Genomic DNA, 26,975 nt, shown 5'->3' on the forward strand with positions numbered 1-26,975 from the left:
TTTTAACATTTATTTAGCAGATTCTTTTTCCATGGCTAACTGAAAACTATGCCTTTCCATTTCTTTATCCTTTTGACGTTTCCAAGCGTGGAGAATTAGTGCTAAGGTAACAACCCCATAAGATATAAACATACGGAAGTATTCCCCAATCATAGCGGATCCAGTAATGTATTTACCTGCCATGGGCATAACTATAAACATTAAATGAAACAGCGCAGTACCAACAAGGGCATTTGGAATAGAAGCTTTAGTAACAGTCGCACCACCAACTAACAGTGACGCTGCTGCAAAAAGTGCTGCTTGATCCGCTCCATTATAAGTGTTCATAGTTCCAATATTTTGAAGATAAATAATTTGTCCAAAGCAAGCAAGGACTGTTGAAATTACAATGGACTGAATACGAATCTTATCAACAGCAATCCCTGCCGTATCAGAAACATTCATGTCAAGTCCTACAGCTCTCATATCCTGACCCAGTTTTGTTTTTCGAAACCAAACCGTGAAAACACAAATCAAACCTATAATAAGAAATGTTCCTACTGGAATGCTTATATCACCTATTTTCATTAAAATTAGGTTATCAAATCCTTTAGCTACATTAAGGTTCAAAGCATTACGTACACCATATCCTTTAGAAAGTAGCATTCCATTAGTCTTAAACGGAATTACAGTTCCACACACGTATAAAAGAAAGAATTGATAAACACCTAGAATAAAAAGACCTAAAATCATGGAAGTAATCATCTCACGACCTTTAGCCCTATTTAGTACTAGGCCACAAAAATATCCAAGACCAATAGCTATAGGGGCTGCAACAAGTGCCGCTAGTATGAGCCCTGGAGCTCCTGTAATACCCCAGTCAGTGATAAAAATAAGTCCAATTTGACCTGCCATGGCACCTAAAATCATTCCAAAATTGATACCCATTCCCGCCATAATAGGAAGTAGCAGTGATAATACTAGGAAAGAGTTTCTTGCCAGCCTGGTTATAATTTGCTCCACTAAATATCCTGTAGAAAACTGCGATAGTGGTATTGCTATTATGCTGAGAATTAAAAACATTAATGGCACAACGCTACCCGTAAGTAATGGTCCTATCTTTTTTTTATCAAATTTCATGACCTACCTCCCTTTCCGCGTCAAAGCATATACAATCAATCCGTTAGAGACTATTATTCGAATGATTTCAGACATGTCAATATTGATTGCACTATTTATTACCGACGGCGTCATAGTTAAAATACCTTGAAATAAAAATGTTCCAATAACTACATTGATAATTGTTGCTTTATTAACTGAAGCGCCTCCCAGAAGCACTGCCGCCACAGATGGAAATACAAATGCTAAGGGTGAATTGAACATTTGAACGAAGCCAAAGCTTTGTTCAAAAACAATCATACCTATTGCTGCTAGCATTGTTGACAACATAACTGATACTACTCTCATTTTGTTAATGTTAATTCCCGAAGCCCTTGCATAATCGGGATTGGAGCCCACTGCTGTAATAGCGGTACCAAGCTTTGTTTTAAAAAATCCCCAAACTATCAAAGCCATAAGACTAAAAAATAAAATCATTCCTGTAGGGATAATTAGGTATTTTGAAACTGGTATTTTGAAGATATCACTAAGTACATGTATCCAGTAATCTTCAAGACTAATTGTGGTTCTGAGTCCCTCGCCTTTGAAACCCATAACACTTGCTGGATTTTTAAAGGGAAGTTTAAGCCACAATATGTTCATTACAAAGACGAAAGAGAATCCCACATAGGTGGCTATAATCATTTCATCGCCTTTAACACGATTTAGTAGCAGTCCATAAAGAAAACCTAAAACTGCAGCCATAGCTATTCCAATCAAAAAGGCTACTAAAACACCTGCAATGCCTGTCAGATTAAACTCAAGGCTCACCACAGCTCCCATCATTCCTGATATAAGTCCAACTGGAATACCAAAGTTCAAACCACATCCTGATTGAATCATAGGCACCATAGAAAGCACCATGATTCCACTCATACCAAAACGCACAATAACATCACTTAAAGATGTATCTACCCTTACGCCGAAAATTGGAGCTACAATAAATAATGCTAGTAGGAAAAGCCCGATGATGATGCGAGGCCATCCAAAATTTTTGATGAATTTATTTATTTCAGCCATTCTTTTTCACCTTCTTCGCTTACTTTGGTTTCTCCAGCCATTAATAATCCGAAATCAACTACTGGAGCTTCTGGTGGCAGAATACCAAATATTTTCCCTTCACAAACAATAGCTATCCTATCACTAATAGATCTAAGTTCTTCAAGCTCTGAAGATATGATAACTATAGTTGTGTTGTTTTCTGCGTTATATTTCCTTAATGCATCTAAAACCAATTTTTTTGCGCCAACATCAATTCCTCGTGTAGGCTCAGACACAAAAAGTAGTTTTGGATTCATTGCGAATGCCTTTGCAAGGCAAACCTTTTGTTGATTTCCACCTGACAAATTCCTTGCCTTTTGGCGTCCGCTAGTACACCGAATTTCTAATGATTTTATATATTCTAAGGCACAGATTTTCATAGCTTTTTCGTCTCGAAAGTTAATCATTCCTCCTAAATAACGTTTGAGGAATTTATTTTGAACTTGCATGGCATTAAAAGCAATATTCCAATCAATAGGTTCATCTAAAAGTAGTCCAACTCCCCGACGGTCCTCAGATACAAAAGCTATTCCGCTTTTTAGAGCATTTAGAGTATTATTTAAAAGGAGAGGTTTATTCTCGAAAAAAATCTCCCCACCGGCTACAAAAAGCCCCATAATTCCATTAGGAATTCCAAGCTTACCTTGACCTGCAAGACCACCAATACCTAATATTTCACCCCTGCGTACCTTTAATGACACATTTTTTATGATTTCACCCGGCATGTCCACCCAAAGATTTCGAGTTTCAAAAATAATATCATTTTCATTTATTTTAGCTACGGACTTAATAAGCCTTTCGCCTTCTGTATTAACATCTCTACCTACCATCCATTCAGCGATTTGCCTTACGTCTACACCCTCTGATGGCGTCTCTACCACAACTAACCCATCCCGAAGTACAACAATAGTATCACAAATAGATGTTATTTCACGAAGTCTGTGAGATATAAATACAATGGATATACCAGCGCCAGCAAGTAACCTCATGGATTTTAGTAAAATTTCAGCTTCAGATTCTGTAAGTACTGCTGTTGGTTCATCCAATACAATAAGCTTAACCTTACTACGGTCAATTTCACGAGCTATTTCTATAAATTGTTTATGTCCAACGGGCATCTCGGATACCAAAGTTTCTGTATCTAATTGAACCCCTAATGTATCTATAGCCTTTTTAGCACTATTTCTAATTGCTGGTAAATCTAAGGTCTCCACTCTTCTACCTAGGACTTTTGAAATCAAACTTTTCTTAGTCTTTTCCATGTTAAGAAGTACATTCTCACCTACTGTGAAGCCAGGTATTAGTGAAAATTCTTGATGTACCATTCCTATTCCTGCTTTTAAAGCATCCACTGGGCTTTTAAAGTTAATTTTTTCTCCATTTAAATAAATAGACCCTTCGTATCCACCAGTTTCTGAAATAACCTTCATACCAAATAAAATATTCATAAGGGTAGATTTACCTGCTCCATTCTCTCCTACAAGTCCCAATATTTTTCCTTTTTCAAGTGTGAAATTTATATCTTTAAGCACCCTGTTTCCATCATACTCTTTGCCAACACCTTCTACTTTAAGTAGTTCATTTTCTGTAGACAATAAATTCACCTCTTATGTCCAACATAAGAAAAATTGCTTTGCACACATATGCAGGCAAAGCAATTTACACTTATTTGGTTATAGTCATACATTATTTTATTTTATAGTTTTATATTTTGCTGGAACTACTTCTTTGCTGTTTCCTATATATCCTTTACCAAATACATAAGTATCTTGATAAACCATTACATGATTCTTAATTTCGTTACCACTAACTCGGTCTGTATACAATGATCCATTCCACTCAGCTCCTGGTGTATATTGACCAAAAGCCTTTAGTACATCACTAAGAGAGTCCTTTTGCATTGTACCTTCTACTACATTCTTACCATATTCTACTAAACCCTCAGTAGCTGTATATCCATAAGAAAATGCCCATGTACCCATTCTTCCTGATCCACCTTTAGCAACTACAGTTTCTTCAACTTTTTTAAGTATTGCAGGCCAGTTTCCAGCCTCTGCTTTTAAATCTATACCAAACGCTCCCGGATATCCCATTATTGGTGAAGGAAGATCTGGTTCAACAAATATCGCACCCAATTCAGCAACACGTTTTAATAATGGCTCTGTTTGAGCATCATTTGTACAGAAAAATGCTGTATCTTTTCCATATTTTTCAACCCATGCAGGCATTTTTTCAAGAATAAATTGTTGTGCTCCTGGAACTCCAACATCACTAGTTGGGTCTGGAGCTGTTTCAAACACAAATTTAACATCTAGGTCTTTACAAGCCTCCTCCATAATACTTTTTCTTAATGAGAGAAGTTCTATACTCATATGTCTAGGGAATGAAATATGAACGAATGTTTTCGCACCCATTTTCTTTGCAGCAAGTATCATAAGATATCCACGATTTACGTTATCAGGATCTACAACCAAATCAGCAGCTGCTTCAATCATTGCAGTATCTTCTTGAGAAGAGTTAGCTAAAAGTAATATGTCAGGTCTTTTTTCACGAATCTGCTGAAATGCTGCAACAGTACCTGGAATTGCTTGATTTACCACGATTACCTTCATGTCTTCATCATCTGCCAGACCAGTAATTGTTCCAATAGTAGTTTCTAGCTCTTGCGTAAAATTATCTGGATAAGTAACATGCTTTATCATTCCGCCGGTGGCAGCATCTCCATACTTTTTAATCATTGCTTCCGCACCACGAAGCTCATCCTCACCCTGTGATACAGTACCAGTAACAATACCAATGTGCATCTTTTTTTCTACAGTCTCAGTAGGTTTTTTTTCAGTCTCAACTGGCGTTTTATTTCCGCCACACCCGGCTAAGCTAGCCATAAGAATTAGACTTAACCCAATTGCTAAAGTTTTTTTTAACATCTAGAATCCCCCTTTTTTTTTGAATATCATGAAATTAAAATTATTAACATATTAATATATATTGTTAATATATAAATATTATACTTAATCCAGAAAAAACTCCCCTAGACTATTTCATAGTCTAGGGGAGTTAATGCATAATAAAGACAACTGCCTCAAATTGAAAATCTTTCAAAATGAATCCTCCAGCAATAAAACAAAATCCATAGCATTTTTTCATCTCGATACAAATGCTTCCTTTTTATTCTTTTTTTTACAATTAAAGTTTATTATACCACATATATATACTCATAAGATATATTTATAATCAGCTAAAAACCCTAGACCAAGAAGGCTACTTCTCTCTCTAGGGTTTTATATTTCTACTGTTACTTGTTCTTTACTAAATCTGCAGATACAATGTATCGGTCTGGAGCACTTCCAATAAAATTAAAGGGATAGCAGGTGGTCATTGTAAGAACTGCATTGTCTGTAGGTACGATGACTGTTTTGTCATCTGCATGGACTATTCGGGTTTCCCTTACTTCATAAGTGAAGGTACCCGCCGATGTTTTTATAATCACCCTGTCACCTATCTTTAAATTACCTATTCCTCTGAAGACCGTCTCACGATGTCCCGAAATAACGCAATTATCACCTTCACCGGGTAGTACACTTTGACTAAAGTGCCCTACTCCTTTTTTAAGCTCGTTATCTCCCGTACCCTGGAGAATGGGTATTGTCCTCTTTAACGCTGGTATCGTAAGAGTTCCAATATTGTCACCTTCCACAGGATATATAGGGTAAAGATTTTTATCTGGTTTGGTAAGAACGATATCAGGATCTGATTCCACCGGCACCTTGCTGTCTTTCGATAACTTGTTTTGCTCTGCATCAAAAGTATTAGGTCTAGGCAATGCATCGTCAGGATAATGAGATTGTTCCCATATATTAAACATTGCCCAACACATACATCCTATCCCTAAAACTATTAATCCCAGAATTAAAATATTAACTAAGGAGCGCTTTCTCCTTAATAGTTTTTTTCTATTCAAAACGCTTTCTGCTTATCCAGCCTAGGGCTCCAAGCAACGTTAAAGCAGCTCCCATAGTAAGTACCTCATACAAATGTGTAGACGTATCCGGAAGTGTACCACCTGTAACAGTAGGTTTATCTCCTCTAGGCTGTTCAACTTTGTCACTACCATTAGCGCTTGGGGTCAATTGAATATCATCGTTAGTTATAGTCACGGTTTTGTTATCGCCAGGGGCTAAAGTTATTTTCCCACTAGAATCACTACCACTGTAACTTGCACTATATCCTTCAATATTGTCTTCACTAATTACATAGTCTCCCGCAGCCAGCGTATATGATTTTCCTGACTCATTACCAGGTGCTGGGCTTGCAACAACGTCATTACCTGCTTTCTTTATGTGCAAGTTAAAATCAGAAGCTACTTTTTTGCCATCGTTATCATTAGTAACATGTTTAATTACTTTAAGTTTAGCTTGATCCTGTGTGGGCTCACAAAATCCATTTGTAATTTTATTATTGTCTAGTGTCACTGCGCCATTGCGTGCCAACAACTGTCCTTCTACCTCTGCACCAGTAGTCGCTGTGATGGACTCCAATGCGAAGATATGTCCCGCAAAAATAGAGTTTGTCCCTAATGTAGCAGAACTACCAACCTTCCAAAAGGTCCGACAGAACCTAGCACCGTTAATAAGTTTAACTCTACTTCCTGATTCTGTGGTAAGCGTGGACCCAGTTTTAAATACAAAGACAGCATTGGGATCACCCTTAGCGTCAAGCGTTAGAGTGCCTTTTATCCCGAAAGTTCCATCTTTTGAATCGTAAGTTCCAGGTGTCAAGGTTTGACCACCAAGCTCAGTACCAATGGTTTCGTTGGTCTTTCTTCCAGCTGCATCATCGTATGCAGTTACCAAGTCATCCTTAGCCTTCATTGCTTCATCATCAGCCACGTGTTTAACACCGCTCATTTTTATTTTATTATTCTCGGTAAACGCAGTACCAGGAGACAGTCCCACATCTCCCCCAACATTTCCACCAACACTTCCGTTGATTTCAGTGGGTCCAGTACTTGTGATTGCAGTTCCGGCTAAAATTGCAAAGCCAGAAGTTGTTCCAAGCTTTACTGTAGGCTGTGCTGCCATAACTATTGTAGGTTTTGCAATCATACCTACCATCAATATTGTTACTATTAACGATATAGATCTAATCTTATTAAATATTTTCATGAATTTACATCCACCTCTCATTTGAATTTTCCTCTTAATTCCTTTAATAATAATAACAATTATAAAGAAATCTTTAACCATATTATATTTTTATAAAAATTTTAAAATTAAACTTCTTAAAATATACTAATAATCTTCATAATAACTTATATTATACACCCATTTATGAAAAATTGCACGAATTGTTTAGTTTATTCCCCTTATTCCCTGCTAATACAAATTCCCGTAAAATGGGAAAGGAGCTAACTTAAAGTTAGCTCCTTTACTATTAACAATGACTCATAATATCTTAAAGTATTTTCTAATCTATAAATACTTTTTTCAAGGCCCCCTAGTCTATTCCTTGCAAGCCATATCTCCTTATAATCTTTAATAAGTACCCTCATCTGGTCAATAGTACTGATGATTATATCTTTATATACGGCTTTTTCAGATTCCCCTTTTATGTGTTTTTTTACAATACCTATATCTGCACTAATTTTTATAAGTTGAGCTGCACTTTTAAGTTCCTTATATAATAGCTCTGAATTCTCGCATCTAATATCAGAAAATTTAACGCTACTCATTAATTTATCAACATATTTTTTAATTTCAAACAATGTTTCAATTTCTATCTTATCAACCCATTTATAATCATCATTATTAGAAAATAGAATCGAGAAAATATTTGTTCGATTAGATAAATATTCTTTTTCTATATTATAATAGTTTCCAAGATCCATAATAAATTTACCGCTTATATTATTATTATCGAGCGTTATGAATTTATCGATATAAGCAGCTATATTTACATTCTTATTTTTTTTCACATTCCAACTAAGCGCAGCTCCATATATAAAACCTGGAAAACTGAAAGGTAAATATTGCCAATGACCATTGTCTCCCCAATCGGTAATAAGGAATCCTTCAGCTCCATATTTTTTACCATTTATTGCTGCGTTTAATAAACTACCTTTCATATTATCTGTACGACCTGAGATAGAATTCCAACTACTTGTACCAGGACATACGTAAAATGGCACTTTATTTTCAAAATACCTTTTACAATTCGCTTCAAACGGGTGGTTTTTTTCATATCCCCACTCTAATGCAATCATATCCTTTGGTAGTTGTGGAATTAATTCAGGATGTTGAGTTATAATATCTCCCCACATCATCATTCTTTTATTATACTTCTTTGTAAGACCATAGATTTTCATAATATAATTAAGATATATATTCCCAATCCCAATTTTGTCACTGAGCTCTTTACTTTTACCTCTACCCAGTTCAAAGGGTTCATCACATCCAACATTTAAAAGATTAGATGTATAGTAGGGTATTAAGTCTCCGTATATTTTATCCACAAGTTCAATTGACATTGGATCTTCTGGATTAAGGGTACCTGATTTAGTACTATATCCATATGCATCCAAACAACCTTCGGGTGATTCAGCTAAATGCTTAAAATCATCCTTTTCAAGCCAGCTTTCCATATGCCCAAAGCTATTTTGATTAGGTACGAGTTCTATAAATCTATCTTTGCAATAAGCATTAATTTCTAGAATCTCTTCACCTGTTACTGGGTTTTCATGCTTCCATAAATCAGGCATTGATTGATAAGCAAAAGCAAACCCTTCAATATAGAGTTGTATCTGATTTATTTTAAGATCAGCAAACACATCAATTAATCTAAACAGAGTTTTCATTTGCGGAATTTTGTTTCTACTTATATCAAGCATTACACCTCTTACTTTAAAATCAGGCTTATCCTTAATTGTCATGCATGGTATATAACGTTTATATTGCTTTATAATTTGCTTTAACGTCATACTACCATAAAATGCTCCTGCTATAGTTCCATAATATATAACAATTCCGCCCCTATTTATTTCCAGTTTATACTCTTCATTTAAAAGATTATTATCTCTTATTATTGAAATTCCACTTTCTAAATAATTATCACTTCCAGTTAAGATATCAACAGAAATAGAAGTATACTCATATATTGCACTTTTTAACGCCTTACTGGTTGTAAAAAGTTGCTGTTTATCCTTTTCCTCTATATATATATACGCTTCATTTGCTAATGTAAAAGCGCCCTCATAATTTGTAATTTGTTCAGGTATTGGAACAATTAAAAGTTGTTTTCTAGCCATTTCTACCACCCCTTTTGTGTATTTTATGAATAATAAGAATAATTTGTCAATTGCACATAAAAATACCCTGTAAAGTAGGCTTTTTTTAAATTGCTACTCTATAGGGTATCTTTTATTACTTTCATTTTATCACAATTATGCCAATATATCAATTTAAGGGTAGTACTTCTATAAGCAACTAACTCTGCATTATCATAATTTGATTAAGCCATTCAAATGTCGCATTATAAATAATTAGAATATCTTCTTTAGATTCTCTAAAGTTAACGTTATATCTTGGCTCTGATACCCATCTAATAATTTCAAATTTCCTTTCAATTATTAAATTAGGCACCTCCGTCCCTTGAGGAAGGCACGAGATTAAATAACTTATATTATGCGTCTTATATTTCCTATCAGTCAAATCATTTCCATTAAGTTCTAAAAGTGCTTTGATTATTTTTTCAATTGCTTGATTTACATGATAAGCCGCATAATTAATTTCTACTTCATCTGTGCAATTAGTAAGACCAAAATTAGCAAACTTTAAATCACTCTTAGCTAGATGCAGATAATTGCTCATATACTTTTACCCCTTTCTCCCAAGCATTCTTATAAAAATTGTTGTTTTCCATATCAGTTAAAAATACTTGTTTATTATATCCGAACAAATCAACTTCTCCAAATTGATATAAATCCACAGTAGGATAAAACTCAGAAAAATCTCCTAAAACGATTATATCAATGTCACTAAAGCTACTACAAAAAAGCGTTGTAGCACTACCAAACACTATAATATCAGTTATATACTTACCAACATTATCTTTTAATAACAAATTAACAATTTCATAGACTTTCCTTTGTTTAACTGGATGTATACGTTCATAATTATTCCTTCCAATAAAATTATTAAATTTATGGACGGTATTATTACTTGTATTAAAAATATTATCTAATGTATAAAAATCTTTTAAACATTCTATCATAATATTTCACCTTCTTATTGTTTGTATTTTATATATATTGTATCACTCCATATTTGGAGTGTAAACATTAATTGCTATTAGGTAAAATAACAACTACTTAAAATAATAACTTGAAACCACCAGTAGAGTCATAACAACAAAATATATAGCTAGTGGTATAAATTGCTTTTTACTAATATATACATCTTCCTCTTTAACTAATTCTAAACCTTCCTTTTCCTCTTTAATTTCTTTAAGTTTCATTAGGCTTAAAAATAATATAGTCCCACCAGCTAGAAAAAGTACAAACGAAGCAACTAGTGTTGTTGTAAGTCCTATATTAGCTGCATCAGCTTTAGCCTTTTCCTTTACTGGATCTAGGCCCCCTTTTTCCATAAGTTTTGTATATGCCATTGCTACTTTGCTTAAACTAAAGGATATTGCATTATTTACTCCATGAAGTAACATACTTCCTAATATGGAACCTGTATATTCACGTATCTTTAATAAAACAAGCCCTAAAAACATTACATATATAATTTGCATTACGTTGCCATGAAAACTTGCAAATATTGCGGTTATTATAAAATACTTTAATTTTATATTCATTCCTTCGTAAGCATCTAAGAAAACTCCCCTGAAAAATATCTCTTCAAAAAATGCTGGAATCAAAACTACCACTACGAGTCCTACCAGTGTTGAGCTATTGCTTAGCAAATCTGTTATTACCTTACTATCCTCTGCTACAACTTTGAATAACTTCATACTTATCATATTAATACCAATTGCAAAAATATATGTACCAACTGTTGCAAACAAAATTGTAATAACTTGCTTTAGAGAAATTTTCTTAATAACCATTACATTTTTAAAACTTCTTTTTGTAATCTTACAATATAATAAAGAAATTCCCCCAAGGGCTAAAATACTCGCAGCACCAGAAATGATTAGTGAAGTGTTTCCGTCTATCTCACCATTTAGTCCAAATATTACACTTGCCATAATAGGTATTAAAATAAATAATGATAAGGCTGCTAGAAGTAAAATATTAGCTAATATTATTTTTTTATTTTTCATAAATTCGCTCCTTCTTCATCTTTGAATACAGCTTTCTCTAATTTTTAATTTTGTTTGGATTACAACTTTTTTACAGATATCTCTTCCATTTTTAATTCTTTCAAGAAATAAATTCACAGCTGATTCCCCCATTAATTTCGTGAATATTTTTATGGTACTTAATGGTGGTGACATATATTTAGCTATAGATATATCATTAAACGAAATGATACTTATGTCCCTTGGAATTCGTAGTCCAGCCTCACTTATTGCCTTATATGCACCCATTGCCATAGAATCACTCTGTATGAAAAATGCAGCTGGAACCTTTTTTTTTGCCAAAGCCTCTTTCATTAACATATATCCGTCAGCATTCGTACTGTATCTATCATAGTGATTTAATTTCTTTAACATTATATAATCAAGGTCTATTCTTCCAATTTTACCCATATAGTCACGATATGCTTGTTCTCTAGAATCTAGTGCCATTTTCGGATCGCTATGAAGCTGTCCACCCAAATAGCCTATTTCTTTATGACCTATAGACGTCAAATATTCTAATGCATTCACTACCGCTTTTTCAAAATCTGATACCACGCAATCATAAAGATCTTCATCTGGAGAGGAATCCACAAAAATGATTATATTGCAATAAACTTCTAGTAGTTTAATTTCCTCTTTTCTAAAATTCCCTACAGCAATAATTCCACTTAAATCCTCTGGAAAATTATATTGTACATCTTGACCAATTCTGATTCTTATATATTGTATTTGTTCTTCATAACAACGTCTTTCGATTCCATTACGTATGGATAAAAAATATGGATCCTCCAATTGTTGCTTGTCTGTTAATTTATCTACAATTGCTATTTTAATAAAATCTTGCTTTTTATTCTTTCTTTCTCTAAGTGTTACATAATCTAGTTCTTCTGCAATTTCCAAAATTATTTTTTTCGTACTGTCTGGTACATTTAGAGTTTCATCATAATTTAAAACTCTAGAAACAGTAGCTATAGAAAATCCTACTCGATCTGAAATATCTTTTATGGTTGCCATAGGTACTTCCTCCACTATTTAAATTTTAAAAATTATTTTTTTACTACTCTCGGATTAGATCTATAACAAAGATTTAAAAACTTTTCATCCGGCATAAACATTAGTTGCATTTTATTGTTTCCCTCTGTAATCATTGCAATATATACTCTTGCCTCTGAAGTATTCGAATAACACTTTACTATAGACTCAGGTTTGTTAGAAAAATCTTTCACATAATCACTATCCTCTAATGCGAGTAGTGCCACTTCTCTTATATTAAAGGTAACTATTTTACTTCTTTTTTTCATTTCTACTATCTTATCTATTTGGATTTCTCCAGTTATAAATCGGTACTCATACTCTACATATAATTTTTTCTTATAAAAAAAGCATGTCACGGCCGCTACTATTAATATTATTGATATAATATAATTTACTGTAATGCTTGCTAGAGCAATAAATCCAAATGCATATGTTGCCACCTGTACAGTTTTATAAAAGCCTGTTTTATCAGCTTTTACTAGCTGTTCATATAAATGATCCATTTTATTTCCCCCTATAAACTATTTTATGGATTTTTTGTATTCCATTGGAGTACATCCCTTTAAACATTTAAATACTCTGTTAAAGGTTTGGATACTATTGAAACCAGACTTATAAGCAACCTCTAAAATTGAGCTCTTATCATAGTAAAGAAACCACTCTGCCTTTGTTATTTTAAAATTATTAAAATAATCTAAAAAAGTCACCCCAGCGTTCTCCTTAAAGAACCTAGAAAAGTGGTACTTACTAAAACCTGCAACCTTTGAAATCTCTTCTAAATCAATACCTGCTTGATAATTTTCTTCAACATATTCAAATACTTTCGAAAGTCTATTAAGTTTCTCCATTTGGCGACTCTCTGATTCTTCACAATATATACCTTTAGGCATATAACGGAGTAATATTCCAGCTAAATCATATAATCTTCCTTTTAAAAAAAGCTTGTATCCTTCTTTCGCTTCACTATGTTCCTTAATTAATCCTTGTATCTGTTTCTCCATTAGTGAATGTATTTGTGTTCCTGGGGTAAGATGCATAGATTTATTGAAAGTTGGCCTAATATTCTTAGTATCCTCATCCCCATATAGAAAAGTATCATAAACGGACATTCTAAATTGTATTACCGCTCTTGTACTAAGTCCCCTCTCCTCAAAAAAACAATGTACAGAACCTGCTCCTATAAAGAGTATATCTCCCTTGTTTAAATTATATATTTCATTGTTAATAGCTACTTTAACAAGGCCCTCTACTAGATATATAATCTCAATATCTTCATGAAAATGGTGAGAAGTACTTGAATACCCCTCATTTAAAAATAGTCTAAAAGGAAAATCCGGTTCTAACACTGTTTTTTCAAGGCTACCCTGCATTATATCCCCCCATTACCTTGTATTTTCTATAAAACTGCCTACAACCAAATAAGGTATACAAGCATTTACTCGTATACCTTATTTAATATTTCTGCTATAACTCTATTTTAACTCTTTTTGTTCCAGATTCATAGATGCCACATATCATTTTTTGAGTTTTTATAGCTTCTTCCCCATTTATATCTGGCGAAAGACCAGCACTAATTGAAGAATAATAATTTTTTATTTGTTTTGTATGACTTACGCCCCAATAACCCTTAACACCATCTCCATAGTTAAATGTCTCTGAAGTATTGGTATCCGCGATGAACTCTCTTCCATCATTAAGTTTTACATGAGCCCTATCTCCTACCATAGTTGCAATTCCTTTTTCGCAGTGAAGCTCAATTTCTACTGGCGAATCATAGGTATAGTAGTTTATAGCATGAAAAGCCGTAACTACTCCATTCTTGTATTTTATAACTCCTTCTGCAGAGTCTTCTACCTCTATTATTTCATGAGCTCTGTTGCTTATATTTGCATCAATATATTCTATATCACTATCAACAAACCACCTCATTAAATCCATTGTATGAATAGCTTGATCAATTATAACTCCGCCACCCTCCATGTCCCAAGTACCCTTCCAATCACTTTGGCTATAATATTCATCAGACCTATTCCAAGTAACCTGAAGTTTACCGGCTAGTATTTTTCCAAGTTCTCCAGATTCCAGAGTGTTTTTTATGAGCCTAGATCCTGGATTATATCTATTTTGAAATATAACGCCAAGAGTAACATTGTTGTCTTTAGCTGCCTTTATCATAGATTCTGCATCGCAGAGTTTAATTGACATTGGCTTTTCAGTTAGTACATGTTTGCCGTGATTTGAAGCATATATTGAAGCCTGCGCATGTAAATAATGAGGAAGACATATATGTACTACATCTATTTCTTCTTTTGATAGCATCTCTTTATAATCAGTATAATAGTTACAATCATATTGCTTTGCTTTATCCATGGCTCTTGCTTTTTTAACATCACAAACTGCAACAATTTTTGTGTTTTCTATTTCCTTTATTGATCCTGCATGCATTGGAAATATATTTCCACATCCAATAATAGCCACTTTAAATATTTTCATTTTTCCCATCTCCTAAATAGTGTTAAACCAATTTACTTAAGTATTCTAAACCCAGCTTTAAACCTTCTTTTACCTTTTCTTCACTGCCCTCATAATTTGGGTCTTCATGTTCAATACTTACTACTCCATCATATCCTATTTCATTTAACGCAGAAATAAAGTTTTCCCAATTAACTTGACCAAGTCCCGGCATTTTAGGAACCCAAAAACCAGACCCCTCATTAGTACTTAATTGTTTGTTAAACACTCCATACTCTTTAAGTTTATTCTGAAGCACCTCTGTATCCTTAGCATGTACATGAAATATTCTATCCTTAAATTCTTTAATTGGGTTAATATAATCCATAAGCATACCAATTAAATGAGATGGGTCATAATTTAACCCAAAGTTTTTACTTGGAACTCTTTTAAACATCTCTCTCCAGAGTTCTGGAGTAAAGGAAATAGTTCCTGGCTGTCCAGGTGCTTGCCATCCCACCATGTGACAATTTTCAATCATAACTTTTATTCCTTTGTTTTCAGCATAAGCTGTAAGATCAGTAAATACCACCTCAAATTCATCAAAATTATCTTCTATTGATTTATCAATATTCCTTCCTATAAACGTTCCAACGTAAGGTACAGAAAGTAAAACTGCTGCATCAACACATTTTTTGAAATGATTATTTACAAACTTCCTCTTTTCTAAATCCTTATCCAAATTGTTATCATAATAAGCAAGAGAAGATATAGTTAAATTATATTCTTTAAAATATTTTAAAATTTCATCTGCATCTTCCTTTGTAAAGTTTGCTACATCTATTTCACTTCCTGAATAATCACGAATATTAGTCCTTGGCCAACAAGAAAGTTCTAAAGCTTTAAACCCCTGTTCACTTGCCCATTTTGCTTTTTCCTTAAGTGGTATTCCTCCAAGACATCCTGTTAAAAATCCTAAATACATATTAACACCCTTCCTCTCTTATTTATTTAAATAAACTGGTTTTCCTGTTTTAGATGACTCATATATTGCTTCAAGTATTTCTGTAACTATAAGTGCCTGCTCAGGAGTTACTACAGGCTGCTTATCATTTAATATACAATCTATCCACTGCCTTGCTTCAACATCTGCTGGATCATCAGATGTTCCTTCATAAAAATCTACTCCAGAAGTATTCATATCAACTTTAGTTTCGTATAACTTACCCAAATTTTCGCCATTAAGTCTGAGGCCGTCTTTCATGTCAGCTCCACCTTCTGTTCCACAAAGAGTTGTCTGAGCTTCTGCCACATCAAGACTATTAAGTGCCCAACTTGATTCTAAAACTATAGTTGCTCCATTTTCCATTGTAATAAATCCAAAAGCAGAATCCTCTACAGTAAATTTTTCTGGATCCCAAGGGCCCCATGCATTTGCAGCATCCTTTTTACTACTAAGTTTATGATATACATTTCCAACCACATATTTAGGTTTATAATTGTCCAACATCCAAAGTGTTAAATCTAGTGCATGAGTTCCAATATCTATTAAAGGGCCTCCACCTTGCTCAAACTCATTAAGAAATACTCCCCAAGTCGGAACCGCTCTTCTTCTTATTGCATGTGCTTTTGCAAAATATATGTCTCCTAAAGTTCCATTTTCACAAGTTTTCTTAAGATACATAGAATCTTCTCTAAATCGATTTTGATAACCTATAGTTAATTTCTTACCAGTTCGCTTAGCAGCTTCGAGCATTACTCTAGCTTCTTTTGAAGTTTTCGCCATTGGTTTTTCGCACATTACATGCTTTCCAGCTTCCAAAACATCTACAGTAATGAAACTATGTGATCTATTCGGTGTACATACATGAACTACATCTATACTTTTATCTAATAAAAGCTCTTTATAGTCTACATATACCTTTGCAGACTCACATCCGAACTTCTTAGCTGCCTTTTCTGCTTTTTCCTTGTAAGTATCACAAAAGGCTACCATTTCAATCTCAGCTATTTTAGCTAAACTCGGCATGTGTTTACCATTTGCAATACCTCCACAGCCAATTATTGCGATCTTCAATTTTTTTACTTCATTTATTATTTCCATTATCACACCAGCCTCTCTAATTTTTATATAGTGTTTAATAAATATTTATCGTTTACATCTATTATTTTATACCCTATTCAGTCCTATTTCTCCCCATAGCTTGCTAACATCTTCTCAAATATTGCTATTTAATTCTAATTAAAAAAATAGGTGCTATCTATAGATAATTAATTACCTATAGATAGCACCTATTTTTCTTTTTATAAAATTGCTTTAGTATTTAAATTTCGCTATGTTTTTCTCCATGTTTTCTGCAAGTTCAGCTAGAATTTCACTAGCTTTTGCCATTTCATTAACAGAAGCTGTTTGTTCTTCAACGGAGGCTGAAGTTTCTTCAGTGCTTGCAGCATTTCCCTCTGAAATAGAAGATAGGTTTGCTATCATTGCTATAATTTCTTCTCTCTTATTACCCATTTCTTGTCCAGATTCATTTAAGGCTTCTATAATAGATTTCATTTTCTTCATAGTGTTAGAAATACTCTCAAACTTTTCATTTGTGTTATATACACTTTGAGTCTGAGCTGCTGTAAATCCCTCTACTTTTTTCATAGTCTCAACTGCATTTTCAGTCTTACTCGAAAGTTCTTCAATTACTTTTGAAATTTCATCAGTAAAGTCGTTGGACTGCTTTGCCAATTTTCTAATTTCATCTGCTACCACTGCAAATCCACGTCCTGCTTCACCTGCCCTAGCTGCTTCAATGGCAGCGTTTAGTGCTAAGAGATTCGTTTGCTCTGCAATATTTTTAATCATTTCACTAGCCTTCTCTATCTTTTCTGCACTCTCATTTGTTTGAATAATAGTAACCTGTATATCGCTAGTTGCATTACTACTATCTGTTGTTTTTTCAATTAAATATTTTAATGTTTCAAAGCCTTCATTTGTTTGCTTATTAACTTCCTCTAAAGCTTTATTTAATTTGCCCATCATATCTTGGTTTTTATCTATACATTGTCCTAGTACATTTACATTTATAACCCCTTCTTCTGTTTCTTTTGCTTGATCACTAGCTCCAACTGCAATTTCTTCTATAGCCCTCGATATTTCCTCTGATACTGCAGATAACTGATAGCTACTACTTGTTAATTCTTTTGATGATGCAGCTACCTGCTCCGATGAATTTCCTACATTTTTAATTATTCCTTTAATATCATTTTTCATTTTATCTAAGGCCTTGGCCATTTCTCCAAATTCATCAGTTTTATTTAATAGCTCTTCAGGCATTTCTTTTGTAAAATCACCCAGTGACATAGTTCCTAAAACGCCTTTTAACTTACCAATTGCTTTTATGGCATAATTGGATGTGTTAAATGAGAAGAAAGCAAGAATAGCAAAAGCAATAATTCCAGAAACTAGAATAATAATAATATTCTTATTTATAGCTAAATTAACTTCTGTCATTGAAATCCCAAGCTTAACTGCTCCAAGTCGTTCTGCATCCAAAACAACAGGTACTATAACATCCTGTACCATAATTACTTTAGGATTTTTTCCCTCAGTTTTATAATCAATAGTGGAAGCATACATTTCACCATCTACAGCAGCTATTTTACTACCTTCATCCGTAAGCTTACTCCCTATTTTTTCTTTGTTTCCGTGGGCAACAACATTCAAATTTTTATCTACAAAAACTGCATAAACAATATTCTCATCTTCTACTAACCCTTCCACTAAAGTTTGATAACTAAATTTTTTAGTCAATGCTTCAACTTCATTTCCATTTATGCCTATTTGTATAAATGTGTTATCACTATTCTTTAAGTATCCATATTTACTATAATTATCTGATCCTGAATCCTTTCTTACTTGATCCATAAGCTCATTTTTTCCACTTACTCTAAAGTTATCCACAGCCTGACCACTTTCAGACTTACTTCCAATCTTAGAATCAACAGTTGAATAAATAATTACTCCTTCGGCCGAATACCAATCTATTTCATCTACATTGGCGCTTTCTGCAACCCTTTTCAGCATATCACTACTTACAGTGTCCTTATTTGATATAACAATTTTTTGTGCCGTTCTAATTTTACCTTCTATCATTGTATTAATGGTTCTTAAAGACAGTTTGTTATTAACCACCTGCGATGCTACCTTATTTGCAAGGAGTACACTATCTGCCTTTGTCTGTTTAAGCAAACTTGATCTAAGCGACCATGAAGATATAATACCTATTATTGCAATTGATATAAACATAACAACTAGAGGAATCATAATTAATCTTATCTTAATTGAAGATTTTTTTATTTTCTTTACTTTTTTCATTCTTTTTATTTCTTTTGTTTTTTTTATTTTCATAACAACGCTCCTTTACTGTTTATATTAATTTATATTATTCTACAAAAAATTATAAATCCCTTTATTTAACTAGAATTGCATATAAAATATTTCATTTTAAAAATTTGACGTCATTTTTTTTGTATCATTTATCTCTTCATATTTTCTCCACAATTACGGTCTATAATTAAATTATGTTATAAGAGTAACTATAAACTTATAGAGAGGAAGGTTATTTATATGTTTTGTAGAGGATTTTCAGGTTCTGGTTATGGACACTTTGGTGGCTATGGCGGTGGAGGAATGTTTCTAATGATGGGTTTTGGATTTTTAATATTTTTAATATTAGCTTTCTTAGCTTTTAAACTAATGAGAAATCACCCACATTCTAATTTATCGTCATCAAATAATTTGGGATTCAATAATTCAGCATTGAATATCCTAAATGAAAGATTCGCTAAAGGTGAAATGGACGAGGAAGAGTATGCTAAAAAGAAAATTATTTTAAACCAGAAAAACTAGGGTACTTACCCTAGTTTTTCTGATACTGCATTGGATTAAATTTATCCCTAGGGTATACTATACATACTACATTAAAATACAGGAGTGAACAAAATGGATGATACAATTAGAATTTTAGTAGTTGATGATGAACAGAAAGTTTTAAATGTAATTGAAGCCTATTTATTAAAAGAAGGCTTCGACGTTTTAACTGCATTAGATGGTGAAGAGGCTCTGAAACTATTTCAAAACGAACAAATACATTTGATTATATTAGATCTAATGCTACCTAAAATTTCTGGCGAAAAAGTATGTAACAAGATTAGGGCTACCTCTTCAGTACCCATTATTATGCTAACAGCTAAAATTGAAGAAGATAATAAAATAGAAGGTCTTGGCATAGGCGCTGATGATTATATAACAAAGCCCTTTAGCAATAGAGAACTTGTTAGTAGAGTTAAAGCTATTATTAGAAGAACATATAGAGACACGCGGCCCCTGGCACAGCTATTAATTATTAATGATGGCGATCTTGAAATTGATATTGAAAAAATGATTGTAAAAAAACAAGGTAACCCTATTACTTTAACTTCAAATGAGTTTAAAATTTTAATTGTGCTTTTAACTAACCCAGGACAGGTTTTTTCAAGAGATCAATTAGTAAATAAAGCTTTTGGGATTGATTATGATGGTTTTGATAGAACTATTGATACTCATATTAAAAACCTTAGGCAAAAAATAGAGGATGACTCTAAAAAACCAATATATATACTTTCCGTGTATGGAATGGGATATAAATTCCAAGGTTAACCCTTTATTCCTATAAATTTCAATGAAAATGTGAGGTGAACTAAAATGAAACTATCTTTGACAAAAAAATTATCCTTGGGCTTTCTTCTTACTGCAATTGTGTCTATACTTATTGCAGTTTTAATTTCAAATTCTATGATTGGTAAAAAATTCAACACCTACTTAATTGATGAACATAAAACTAAGTTAAGTGAAATTACAACTATAGCAAATGGTTTATATGACCAGAATACAGGTTTTTCAGCCAATAGTAAAGATGAATTACTAAGGTACGCTAGTGCTGAGAAATTATACATTGAAGTTAAAGATAAAAGTGGTGTGGTTGTTTTCACTTCAGGCAATTCAACTTTACAAAAAAATACAATGATGGGTTCTATGATGAACTCAATGATGAATGATTTTTCAGAAATTAAGCCTGGAGAATACATTGAAGATAATTATCCCTTAATGAAAAACAATAAAAATGTAGGTAGTATTGTCTTCGGTTATTACGGAACCTCATATTTAAACGCTGCTGCGCTGACCTTTAAAATGACCTTAAATCGCTCCTTCTTTCTTTCCGGTTTTATTGCTTTGATTTTTGGATTAATAGTAAGCATTCTTTTATCGAAACAAATATCCTCACCACTTACAAAAATCACTGCTACTGCTAATAAAATTAGAGATGGTAATTTAAAAGCTAGATCTCAGATTGTATCTAAAACCACAGAAATAAGTGATTTAAATGCTTCAATAAACTATCTTGCGGAAACCTTACAAAACCAAGAACTGCTTAGAAAACGGTTGACATCTGACATGGCCCACGAGCTCAGGACTCCTCTTACCAATTTAAAATCACATATAGAGGCACTTTTAGATAAGGTTTGGGAGCCAACAGATGAGATGCTTACAAACTTTTATGAAGAAATACAGCGATTAATAAAACTGGTGGAAGGCCTTAATGATATAGCGAAACTCGAGCAAACAAATCTAAATTTAAATAAATGTAGATTTAACTTGTCCTTAGAACTGGAAAAAGTAATAACATCTTTTGAACCACTATTTGCTAATTCACATTCAAAAATTTCTTCAAGTTTAATGTCAAATGTGGAAGTTTTTATAGACAAAGATAAATTCACACAAGTAATGTATAATTTGCTTGCAAACTCACTTAAATACCTCAATGGAAATGGAGAAGTTTTTGTAACTCTAAAGGATAAAAATGAAACTATTATTTTAGAAGTAAAGGATAATGGAATTGGAATCTCTGAAAAAGACTTGCCTTTCATTTTTGAAAGATTTTATAGAAGTGATGAATCTCGCAATAAAAAAACTGGTGGTTCAGGAATAGGTCTAACAATTGTAAAATCAATTGTGCAGGCCCATAATGGTACAATCAATGTAATGAGTACACTAGGGAAAGGAAGTACATTTATCGTTACTATTCCAAAATAAAAAACAAAAATAAAACTCCAAACTGAAGTTTTATTTTTGTTTTTTATCTTGTGCTAATTTTTTATTCTTACTTGAGTTTAACCCACAACAATCTAGTTTTTTATCACCAAAAGATTCTTCATTGGCTTTTTCCATCCCTTTTAAAAAATTATCATACCACTTCTTTAGTTTTTTCAATTTTAAACCTCCAATAAATTTAGTTTAATATTTATATTGTTTATGAGATTAGTTTAACATTTTTATATGTAGATAATATGAATATTGCAAACGCTTGAGAAATACCAGCAATAAATTTCATAAGCTTATAATATGTCTTATGCTAAGATTTCACGCATTACTTGCTCTCTACATAAATAATTGAACATATAGATCTTTCTCCTAAACTGTCGCTAGGATTGTTTATAATTTCATCATTATAATATAGTGTAGAGGTAGTCATCGCTGCACCTACTACTGTAGTCTTCACATTTTTAAACGGACCATAATAAACTATATATGGGCCTGTACTTAGTGTGAAAATCAATTCAAATATTATAAACAGTAAAACCAATTTGCTTGTACTTCTTTTGGTTTTTGTACTGTTTTTTATTTTTAACATGATTCCCACCCTTTTCTATTAAGTGTTATCTATTTCTTTCTTTTCATATTATATATTAAAAAAACACTTTCCTTCCTATAGTAAAACAGCGGGGATAAAACATGCTAAAATCAATAATTTATACAATGAATGTTCTCTTATATTTTAGCCTTAAGAACCTTAATATTATTGTTATCTTTATCAAATAAGTAAATTATTATTCCGCTGCACATAAGTCCTAAAACTATACCGGCGAAAATATCAGTAGGATAATGTACATATAAATATAATCTTGAAAACCCTATTAAAGATGCTAGACCCAAAAATCCAAAAGCATAACGTTTAAAATATTTTGCGAGTACCCCTGCCACTGCGAATGAGGAAGTAGTATGCCCGGACGGGAATGAATAGCATAATGGCTTTGCAATTAAAAGGTTCCATGCTGGTATATCTTCTGATGGCCTTATACGTTTAACTACATTTTTCATTATTTCTTCTCCTAAAATTGTACTTAATATTAAAGCTCCTAAAGCCATAAAACCTATTTTTCTATATTTTTTATTAATCATAAGTATCGCTATTATTATAATCCATATGATTCCCCCATTTCCTAAGTATGTTGATATAACCATGCTTTTATCCATAATAATTCCATGCATGTTATTTTTTATAAAGAGTAATATTGAGTTATCAAATCTTTGTATTAATGGTATCATTTTTTCACCCTCCTTTTTTTCTAGTTGCACTACGTGTATCTATAAACATTCTCCTATTTTATATTATATACTTGTAATATTAAAATTGGATTAAAAAAGCTTAGATTTAGCTTAAAATCGTAAAAATTATATACAAAAATAACAGCAATTTTTACAATCGTTTTTACAACAAAAAAACTATACTAATTAAGTTATTTAGTATAGTTTTAATATTCCCTTAAAATATCCGAATAAATTTGTTAAAATACACAGTAACAACGCATCCCTTTTCATCTTTACTTTTCACTTTTATAGTTGCTGAATGTAGGGTTAGTATATCTCGTACAATTGTAAGTCCTATTCCACTTCCTTCTATTTCATGTCTGCTTTTATCTCCTCTATACAACCTTTCAAATATATAAGGTAAGTCCTCCTCTTTAATACCAATGCCTGTATCTTCTATTTTTAATATCACTTTTTCATTTACCTCTTTTAGTGTAATATTAATTTTCCCGAACTCCTTAGTAAATTTAACTGCATTTGAAAGCAAATTAATTATTACCTGTTTTATTTTATCACTGTCACATAAGATATTAAATTGTTTATCAGTATTACATTCTAATTTAATGCTAAGCTTCTTATTCTCAGCTATTACTTCAAAATCCTTTACAACCGAAGAAATAATAGCCCCCAAGTCGATTTTCTCCATACTTAAGACCGCTTCTGACCCTTCGACCTCTTTTAAGGCATTTAAATTGTTTATAAGCTTTCCAAATCTAATAACCTCTTCGTTAAGATAAGTTAACCTTTCATTGTCAACTGGAAAAATGCCGTCAATCATAGCTTCAAAATTATTTTGAAGAATATTTAGGGGTGTTCTAACTTCATGCGAAATATCTGATATTAACCTTTTTCTAAGCTCATCCTGATGTTGAAGTTTTTCACCCAGTGTATTTATGCTATTTCTTAAAACCTCAAGTTCTAGAATACTACTCTTATTATGTGATCTTTGTTTATAGTTTCCATTTGACAGATAAACAGATACCCTTGAGATTTGACTTAGTGGTGATGAAAATTGCTTTGAAATAAGTAAACTAATTAATATTGTTATGAATATTGAAAGTACAACACTTAAAATAAAACTTTTATTTATGGATGTTTTAAATCTTACATCTTCTTTAGATAATAATACTGGCCCATATTGTCCCACTTCTATGTTGCCTACAATTTGGTCGTTAAAATTTATATTGAAGCTGTTTGTATTATATACTCCTTCATCTTTAACATTCATATTAACATTGTTATTGTTTACTATTTCCTTAGGGTCCATTCCCCATACTACTTTGTTGTTTTTATCCTTAAGAGTAAGACTATAGTTGCTCATGTAGGCTTCATGCAAAATTTCTATTCCTGACTTTTCATTCCACTTACCATCTTTTTTATATACTTCTTCCAAATATTTAACTATTCTTACGTTTCTCTTGTCTTGTGTTTCTAGTAAATACTTGTCAAAAGTTTTTGATATTGTTATATTCACAAAAAGTGTGGATAAAAAAAGCGCTATTATGGCAGTTACTACTAAAATAATACTTAATCTTTTTCGTATACTTTGCATCACTTAATCACCACCGAATTTGTAACCAATTCTAGTTACAGTTAATATATATTCAGGATTTCTACTATCCAATTCTATTTTTTTACGTATGTTTTTAATATGTACATCTATTGTTCTATCAAAGCCTTGAAAATCTATGCCCATAATTCGTTCAATGAGCTGGTCTCTTGTAAACACTTTACCCTTATTAGCTGAAAGAATATGTACTATATCAAATTCATTTGGTGTAAGAGGTATTTCTGTTCCAAGAATCTTAACTATTCTTTTCTCATAATTAATTTCAAATTCTCCATTGTTATAAACTTTACTTTGACCCTTATCTATATTAAGTCTTCTAAATAAAGCGTTTACTCTTGCAGTCAGTTCTCTAGGGCTGAAGGGCTTAACAAGATATTCGTCTGCCCCAAGGTTTAGTCCTTCTATTCTATCCTCTAGGGTACCTTTTGCTGTAAGCATAAATATATGAACTTCAGACATTTTTCTTAATATGCTACACACCTCTTCTCCAGATATGTCTGGTAGCATTAGGTCTAATATAACTAAATTAAATTTAATTTCTTCGAAAAGTTTTATGCCTTCCATACCTCTCACAGTACAATAAACACTATAACCTGCTTTTTCGAGATATGCTTTAAGTATCTCTGAGACCTTTTCCTCGTCTTCAATAATTAATATATTAGCCACTTCTAATTCACCCCTCTTAAAATTACTATACTTGTTAGTATAATACAAACTCTATACCTATTATACAAAATACTTATAAATATTTTATGTAGAAATACACTAATTATTAAAATAACTATAGCAAAGACCAGCTTATCAAAATTATAATAAGCTGGCCTTTAATCTCAACGCTTTCTGTATGGCATTCGTAAATTAAAAAATGTTTTTACTATCGTAAAAGAACCACCGACTCAAGATTGAAGTTACAAGTATGCGTGGTTCAATTATCAAATTATTATGTCAGAGGCTTAAATACTTTAGAGTGTTTTATTATTTAATAATGCATTTTTTTTACTATTATATTCTTCTTCATTTATTTCTCCACGAGCAAATCTTTCATTTAAGATATCTAAAGAATTATCTCTAGTTCCTATATTTTTAATATTTTTATTTTCAAATAGTTTATATATTGCAAATATAACAATTGCAACTATAATTATAGGAATAATCATTCCAAATGCTCCTCCCATCATATTGTTTCCATATCCATATCCCATCATATATATCATCCTTCCTTTAATTTTTATTTTATTTATCATCTAAGTTATCTTAATTATTTTAAAATTCTTATATTAGTTTACCATCATACTTTTATTAATTGCTGTCATATTTTCTACGCCTATGAATTTCATCGTATTAACCATAGTTTTATTTTTCATCTAATATCACTCCTCCGGTTTTTTTATGTGATTGTTTTTCTCTATAAATTTATTCTACTACTCAATTGTGGAGTAATTATGAAGTTAATCCTTTTCCTTCTAACTACTTTTAAAATCTTATATTAATAGAATGCCCAAGTATTATATTTTGTATAATACTTGGGCATTTTCATATTTTGATTTAATTATATTTTAACTCTAAGCTATTTCTATTCCTACAACATCATATCCAACCTCTTCAATAGCTTCCTTTATAGCTTCATCAGTAATATCATCGCTTATTTCAGCAGTAGCAAACTTTTTAGCAAGGTTTACCTCTACTTCTTTTGCTCCAAGGTCCTTTAGGGCTTCGCTAACATGATTTGAACAATGTCCACAACTCATACCTTCTATTAATATTTTCTTTTTCATTTTTATTTCTCCCTTCAATTTTTATTTTTTCCTTTGAATTTTGATCTTTATCTTAATGGCTTAAAGCCTTTTAAGCGTAATTCGTTTGTTAAAACTGAAACCGAACTAAAACTCAATGCTGAGATGATAGGCTTTAGAAATGAACCACAAAATAAGAAAT

At 32.2% G+C, this 26,975-nt stretch carries 27 protein-coding genes; 3 read left to right on the top strand and 24 right to left on the bottom strand.

Annotated features, from left to right (window positions below):
- Positions 1 to 9: 9 nt before the first annotated feature.
- The 17 genes from ACREWB_RS20365 to ACREWB_RS20445 all read right to left on the bottom strand — a co-directional run bounded on the left by ACREWB_RS20365 (position 10) and on the right by ACREWB_RS20445 (position 19,411).
- Positions 10 to 1,119, bottom strand: coding sequence for an ABC transporter permease subunit (locus ACREWB_RS20365; protein WP_431549290.1), 1,110 nt, complete (start codon positions 1,117 to 1,119; stop codon positions 10 to 12).
- Between the two features lie 3 nt (positions 1,120 to 1,122).
- On the bottom strand, positions 1,123 to 2,157 hold the full coding sequence (locus ACREWB_RS20370) for an ABC transporter permease subunit (RefSeq protein WP_431549291.1): 1,035 nt from the start codon (positions 2,155 to 2,157) through the stop codon (positions 1,123 to 1,125).
- Positions 2,145 to 3,773, bottom strand: a complete 1,629-nt coding sequence (locus tag ACREWB_RS20375) for a sugar ABC transporter ATP-binding protein (RefSeq protein WP_431549292.1) — start codon at positions 3,771 to 3,773, stop codon at positions 2,145 to 2,147. The genes ACREWB_RS20370 and ACREWB_RS20375 overlap by 13 nt, the downstream gene beginning before the upstream one ends.
- Before the next feature lie 96 nt (positions 3,774 to 3,869).
- Positions 3,870 to 5,105 carry a DUF3798 domain-containing protein gene (locus ACREWB_RS20380; protein WP_431549293.1) on the bottom strand — a complete coding sequence of 412 codons (1,236 nt, stop codon included), beginning with the start codon at positions 5,103 to 5,105 and terminating at the stop codon, positions 3,870 to 3,872.
- A 368-nt stretch (positions 5,106 to 5,473) separates the two neighbouring features.
- On the bottom strand, positions 5,474 to 6,139 hold the full coding sequence (gene srtD / locus ACREWB_RS20385; RefSeq protein WP_503417250.1) for a class D sortase, LPxTATN-specific: 666 nt from the start codon (positions 6,137 to 6,139) through the stop codon (positions 5,474 to 5,476).
- On the bottom strand, positions 6,132 to 7,343 hold the full coding sequence (locus ACREWB_RS20390; protein WP_431549295.1) for an ice-binding family protein: 1,212 nt from the start codon (positions 7,341 to 7,343) through the stop codon (positions 6,132 to 6,134). The genes srtD and ACREWB_RS20390 overlap by 8 nt, the downstream gene beginning before the upstream one ends.
- A 242-nt stretch (positions 7,344 to 7,585) precedes the next feature.
- Positions 7,586 to 9,481 carry a beta-N-acetylhexosaminidase gene (locus tag ACREWB_RS20395; RefSeq protein ID WP_431549296.1) on the bottom strand — a complete coding sequence of 632 codons (1,896 nt, stop codon included), beginning with the start codon at positions 9,479 to 9,481 and terminating at the stop codon, positions 7,586 to 7,588.
- 178 nt (positions 9,482 to 9,659) lie between these two features.
- The gene (locus ACREWB_RS20400; RefSeq protein WP_431549297.1) at positions 9,660 to 10,043 is read right to left on the bottom strand and encodes a HEPN domain-containing protein; all 384 of its coding nucleotides are present in this window, start codon (positions 10,041 to 10,043) and stop codon (positions 9,660 to 9,662) included.
- Entirely contained in the window at positions 10,018 to 10,446 is a 429-nt protein-coding gene (locus ACREWB_RS20405; protein ID WP_431549298.1) for a nucleotidyltransferase domain-containing protein, read from the bottom strand. Before ACREWB_RS20405 ends, ACREWB_RS20400 begins: the two co-directional genes overlap by 26 nt.
- Before the next feature lie 93 nt (positions 10,447 to 10,539).
- A complete protein-coding gene (locus tag ACREWB_RS20410; protein WP_431549299.1) occupies positions 10,540 to 11,502 on the bottom strand; it encodes a CPBP family intramembrane glutamic endopeptidase in 963 nt (320 codons plus the stop codon).
- A 15-nt stretch (positions 11,503 to 11,517) separates the two neighbouring features.
- Positions 11,518 to 12,537: a LacI family DNA-binding transcriptional regulator gene (locus ACREWB_RS20415; RefSeq protein WP_431549300.1), complete on the bottom strand. Its 1,020-nt coding sequence runs from the start codon at positions 12,535 to 12,537 to the stop codon at positions 11,518 to 11,520.
- A 32-nt stretch (positions 12,538 to 12,569) separates the two neighbouring features.
- Positions 12,570 to 13,061, bottom strand: a complete 492-nt coding sequence (locus ACREWB_RS20420; protein ID WP_431549301.1) for a DUF6106 family protein — start codon at positions 13,059 to 13,061, stop codon at positions 12,570 to 12,572.
- Between the two features lie 18 nt (positions 13,062 to 13,079).
- Positions 13,080 to 13,928, bottom strand: a complete 849-nt coding sequence (locus ACREWB_RS20425) for an AraC family transcriptional regulator (RefSeq protein WP_431549302.1) — start codon at positions 13,926 to 13,928, stop codon at positions 13,080 to 13,082.
- Positions 13,929 to 14,022: 94 nt separating this feature from the next.
- Complete coding sequence (locus tag ACREWB_RS20430) at positions 14,023 to 15,051, bottom strand: Gfo/Idh/MocA family protein (protein ID WP_431549303.1); 1,029 nt, start codon at positions 15,049 to 15,051, stop codon at positions 14,023 to 14,025.
- Positions 15,052 to 15,073: 22 nt separating this feature from the next.
- The gene (locus ACREWB_RS20435; protein WP_431549304.1) at positions 15,074 to 15,994 is read right to left on the bottom strand and encodes a sugar phosphate isomerase/epimerase family protein; all 921 of its coding nucleotides are present in this window, start codon (positions 15,992 to 15,994) and stop codon (positions 15,074 to 15,076) included.
- Between the two features lie 18 nt (positions 15,995 to 16,012).
- The gene (locus ACREWB_RS20440) at positions 16,013 to 17,113 is read right to left on the bottom strand and encodes a Gfo/Idh/MocA family protein (RefSeq protein ID WP_431549305.1); all 1,101 of its coding nucleotides are present in this window, start codon (positions 17,111 to 17,113) and stop codon (positions 16,013 to 16,015) included.
- A 213-nt stretch (positions 17,114 to 17,326) separates the two neighbouring features.
- A complete protein-coding gene (locus ACREWB_RS20445; protein WP_431549306.1) occupies positions 17,327 to 19,411 on the bottom strand; it encodes a methyl-accepting chemotaxis protein in 2,085 nt (694 codons plus the stop codon).
- 219 nt (positions 19,412 to 19,630) lie between these two features.
- Here ACREWB_RS20445 and ACREWB_RS20450 point away from each other — a divergent pair, with 219 nt between their 5' ends.
- From ACREWB_RS20450 to ACREWB_RS20460, 3 genes are all read left to right on the top strand, one after another.
- Positions 19,631 to 19,912: an SHOCT domain-containing protein gene (locus tag ACREWB_RS20450; RefSeq protein WP_431549307.1), complete on the top strand. Its 282-nt coding sequence runs from the start codon at positions 19,631 to 19,633 to the stop codon at positions 19,910 to 19,912.
- Positions 19,913 to 20,005: 93 nt separating this feature from the next.
- Entirely contained in the window at positions 20,006 to 20,701 is a 696-nt protein-coding gene (locus tag ACREWB_RS20455; protein ID WP_431549308.1) for a response regulator transcription factor, read from the top strand.
- 45 nt (positions 20,702 to 20,746) lie between these two features.
- Entirely contained in the window at positions 20,747 to 22,135 is a 1,389-nt protein-coding gene (locus tag ACREWB_RS20460; protein WP_431549309.1) for a sensor histidine kinase, read from the top strand.
- Between the two features lie 30 nt (positions 22,136 to 22,165).
- Here ACREWB_RS20460 and ACREWB_RS20465 read toward each other — a convergent pair whose 3' ends face one another.
- From ACREWB_RS20465 to ACREWB_RS20495, 7 genes are all read right to left on the bottom strand, one after another.
- Complete coding sequence (locus tag ACREWB_RS20465; RefSeq protein ID WP_431549310.1) at positions 22,166 to 22,312, bottom strand: LDCC motif putative metal-binding protein; 147 nt, start codon at positions 22,310 to 22,312, stop codon at positions 22,166 to 22,168.
- 157 nt (positions 22,313 to 22,469) lie between these two features.
- Positions 22,470 to 22,733: a hypothetical protein gene (locus ACREWB_RS20470; protein WP_431549311.1), complete on the bottom strand. Its 264-nt coding sequence runs from the start codon at positions 22,731 to 22,733 to the stop codon at positions 22,470 to 22,472.
- A 137-nt stretch (positions 22,734 to 22,870) separates the two neighbouring features.
- Positions 22,871 to 23,428, bottom strand: coding sequence for a phosphatase PAP2 family protein (locus ACREWB_RS20475; RefSeq protein WP_431549312.1), 558 nt, complete (start codon positions 23,426 to 23,428; stop codon positions 22,871 to 22,873).
- A 217-nt stretch (positions 23,429 to 23,645) separates the two neighbouring features.
- A complete protein-coding gene (locus ACREWB_RS20480) occupies positions 23,646 to 25,022 on the bottom strand; it encodes a sensor histidine kinase (protein WP_431549313.1) in 1,377 nt (458 codons plus the stop codon).
- Positions 25,023 to 25,025: 3 nt separating this feature from the next.
- Complete coding sequence (locus tag ACREWB_RS20485; RefSeq protein ID WP_431549314.1) at positions 25,026 to 25,706, bottom strand: response regulator transcription factor; 681 nt, start codon at positions 25,704 to 25,706, stop codon at positions 25,026 to 25,028.
- 296 nt (positions 25,707 to 26,002) lie between these two features.
- Entirely contained in the window at positions 26,003 to 26,284 is a 282-nt protein-coding gene (locus ACREWB_RS20490) for an SHOCT domain-containing protein (protein ID WP_431549315.1), read from the bottom strand.
- Positions 26,285 to 26,602: 318 nt separating this feature from the next.
- Positions 26,603 to 26,815: a heavy-metal-associated domain-containing protein gene (locus ACREWB_RS20495; RefSeq protein WP_431549316.1), complete on the bottom strand. Its 213-nt coding sequence runs from the start codon at positions 26,813 to 26,815 to the stop codon at positions 26,603 to 26,605.
- Positions 26,816 to 26,975: the final 160 nt, after the last annotated feature.

It is taken from the genome of Clostridium sp. (assembly GCF_050717635.1).
GTDB lineage: Bacteria > Bacillota > Clostridia > Clostridiales > Clostridiaceae > Clostridium_AD.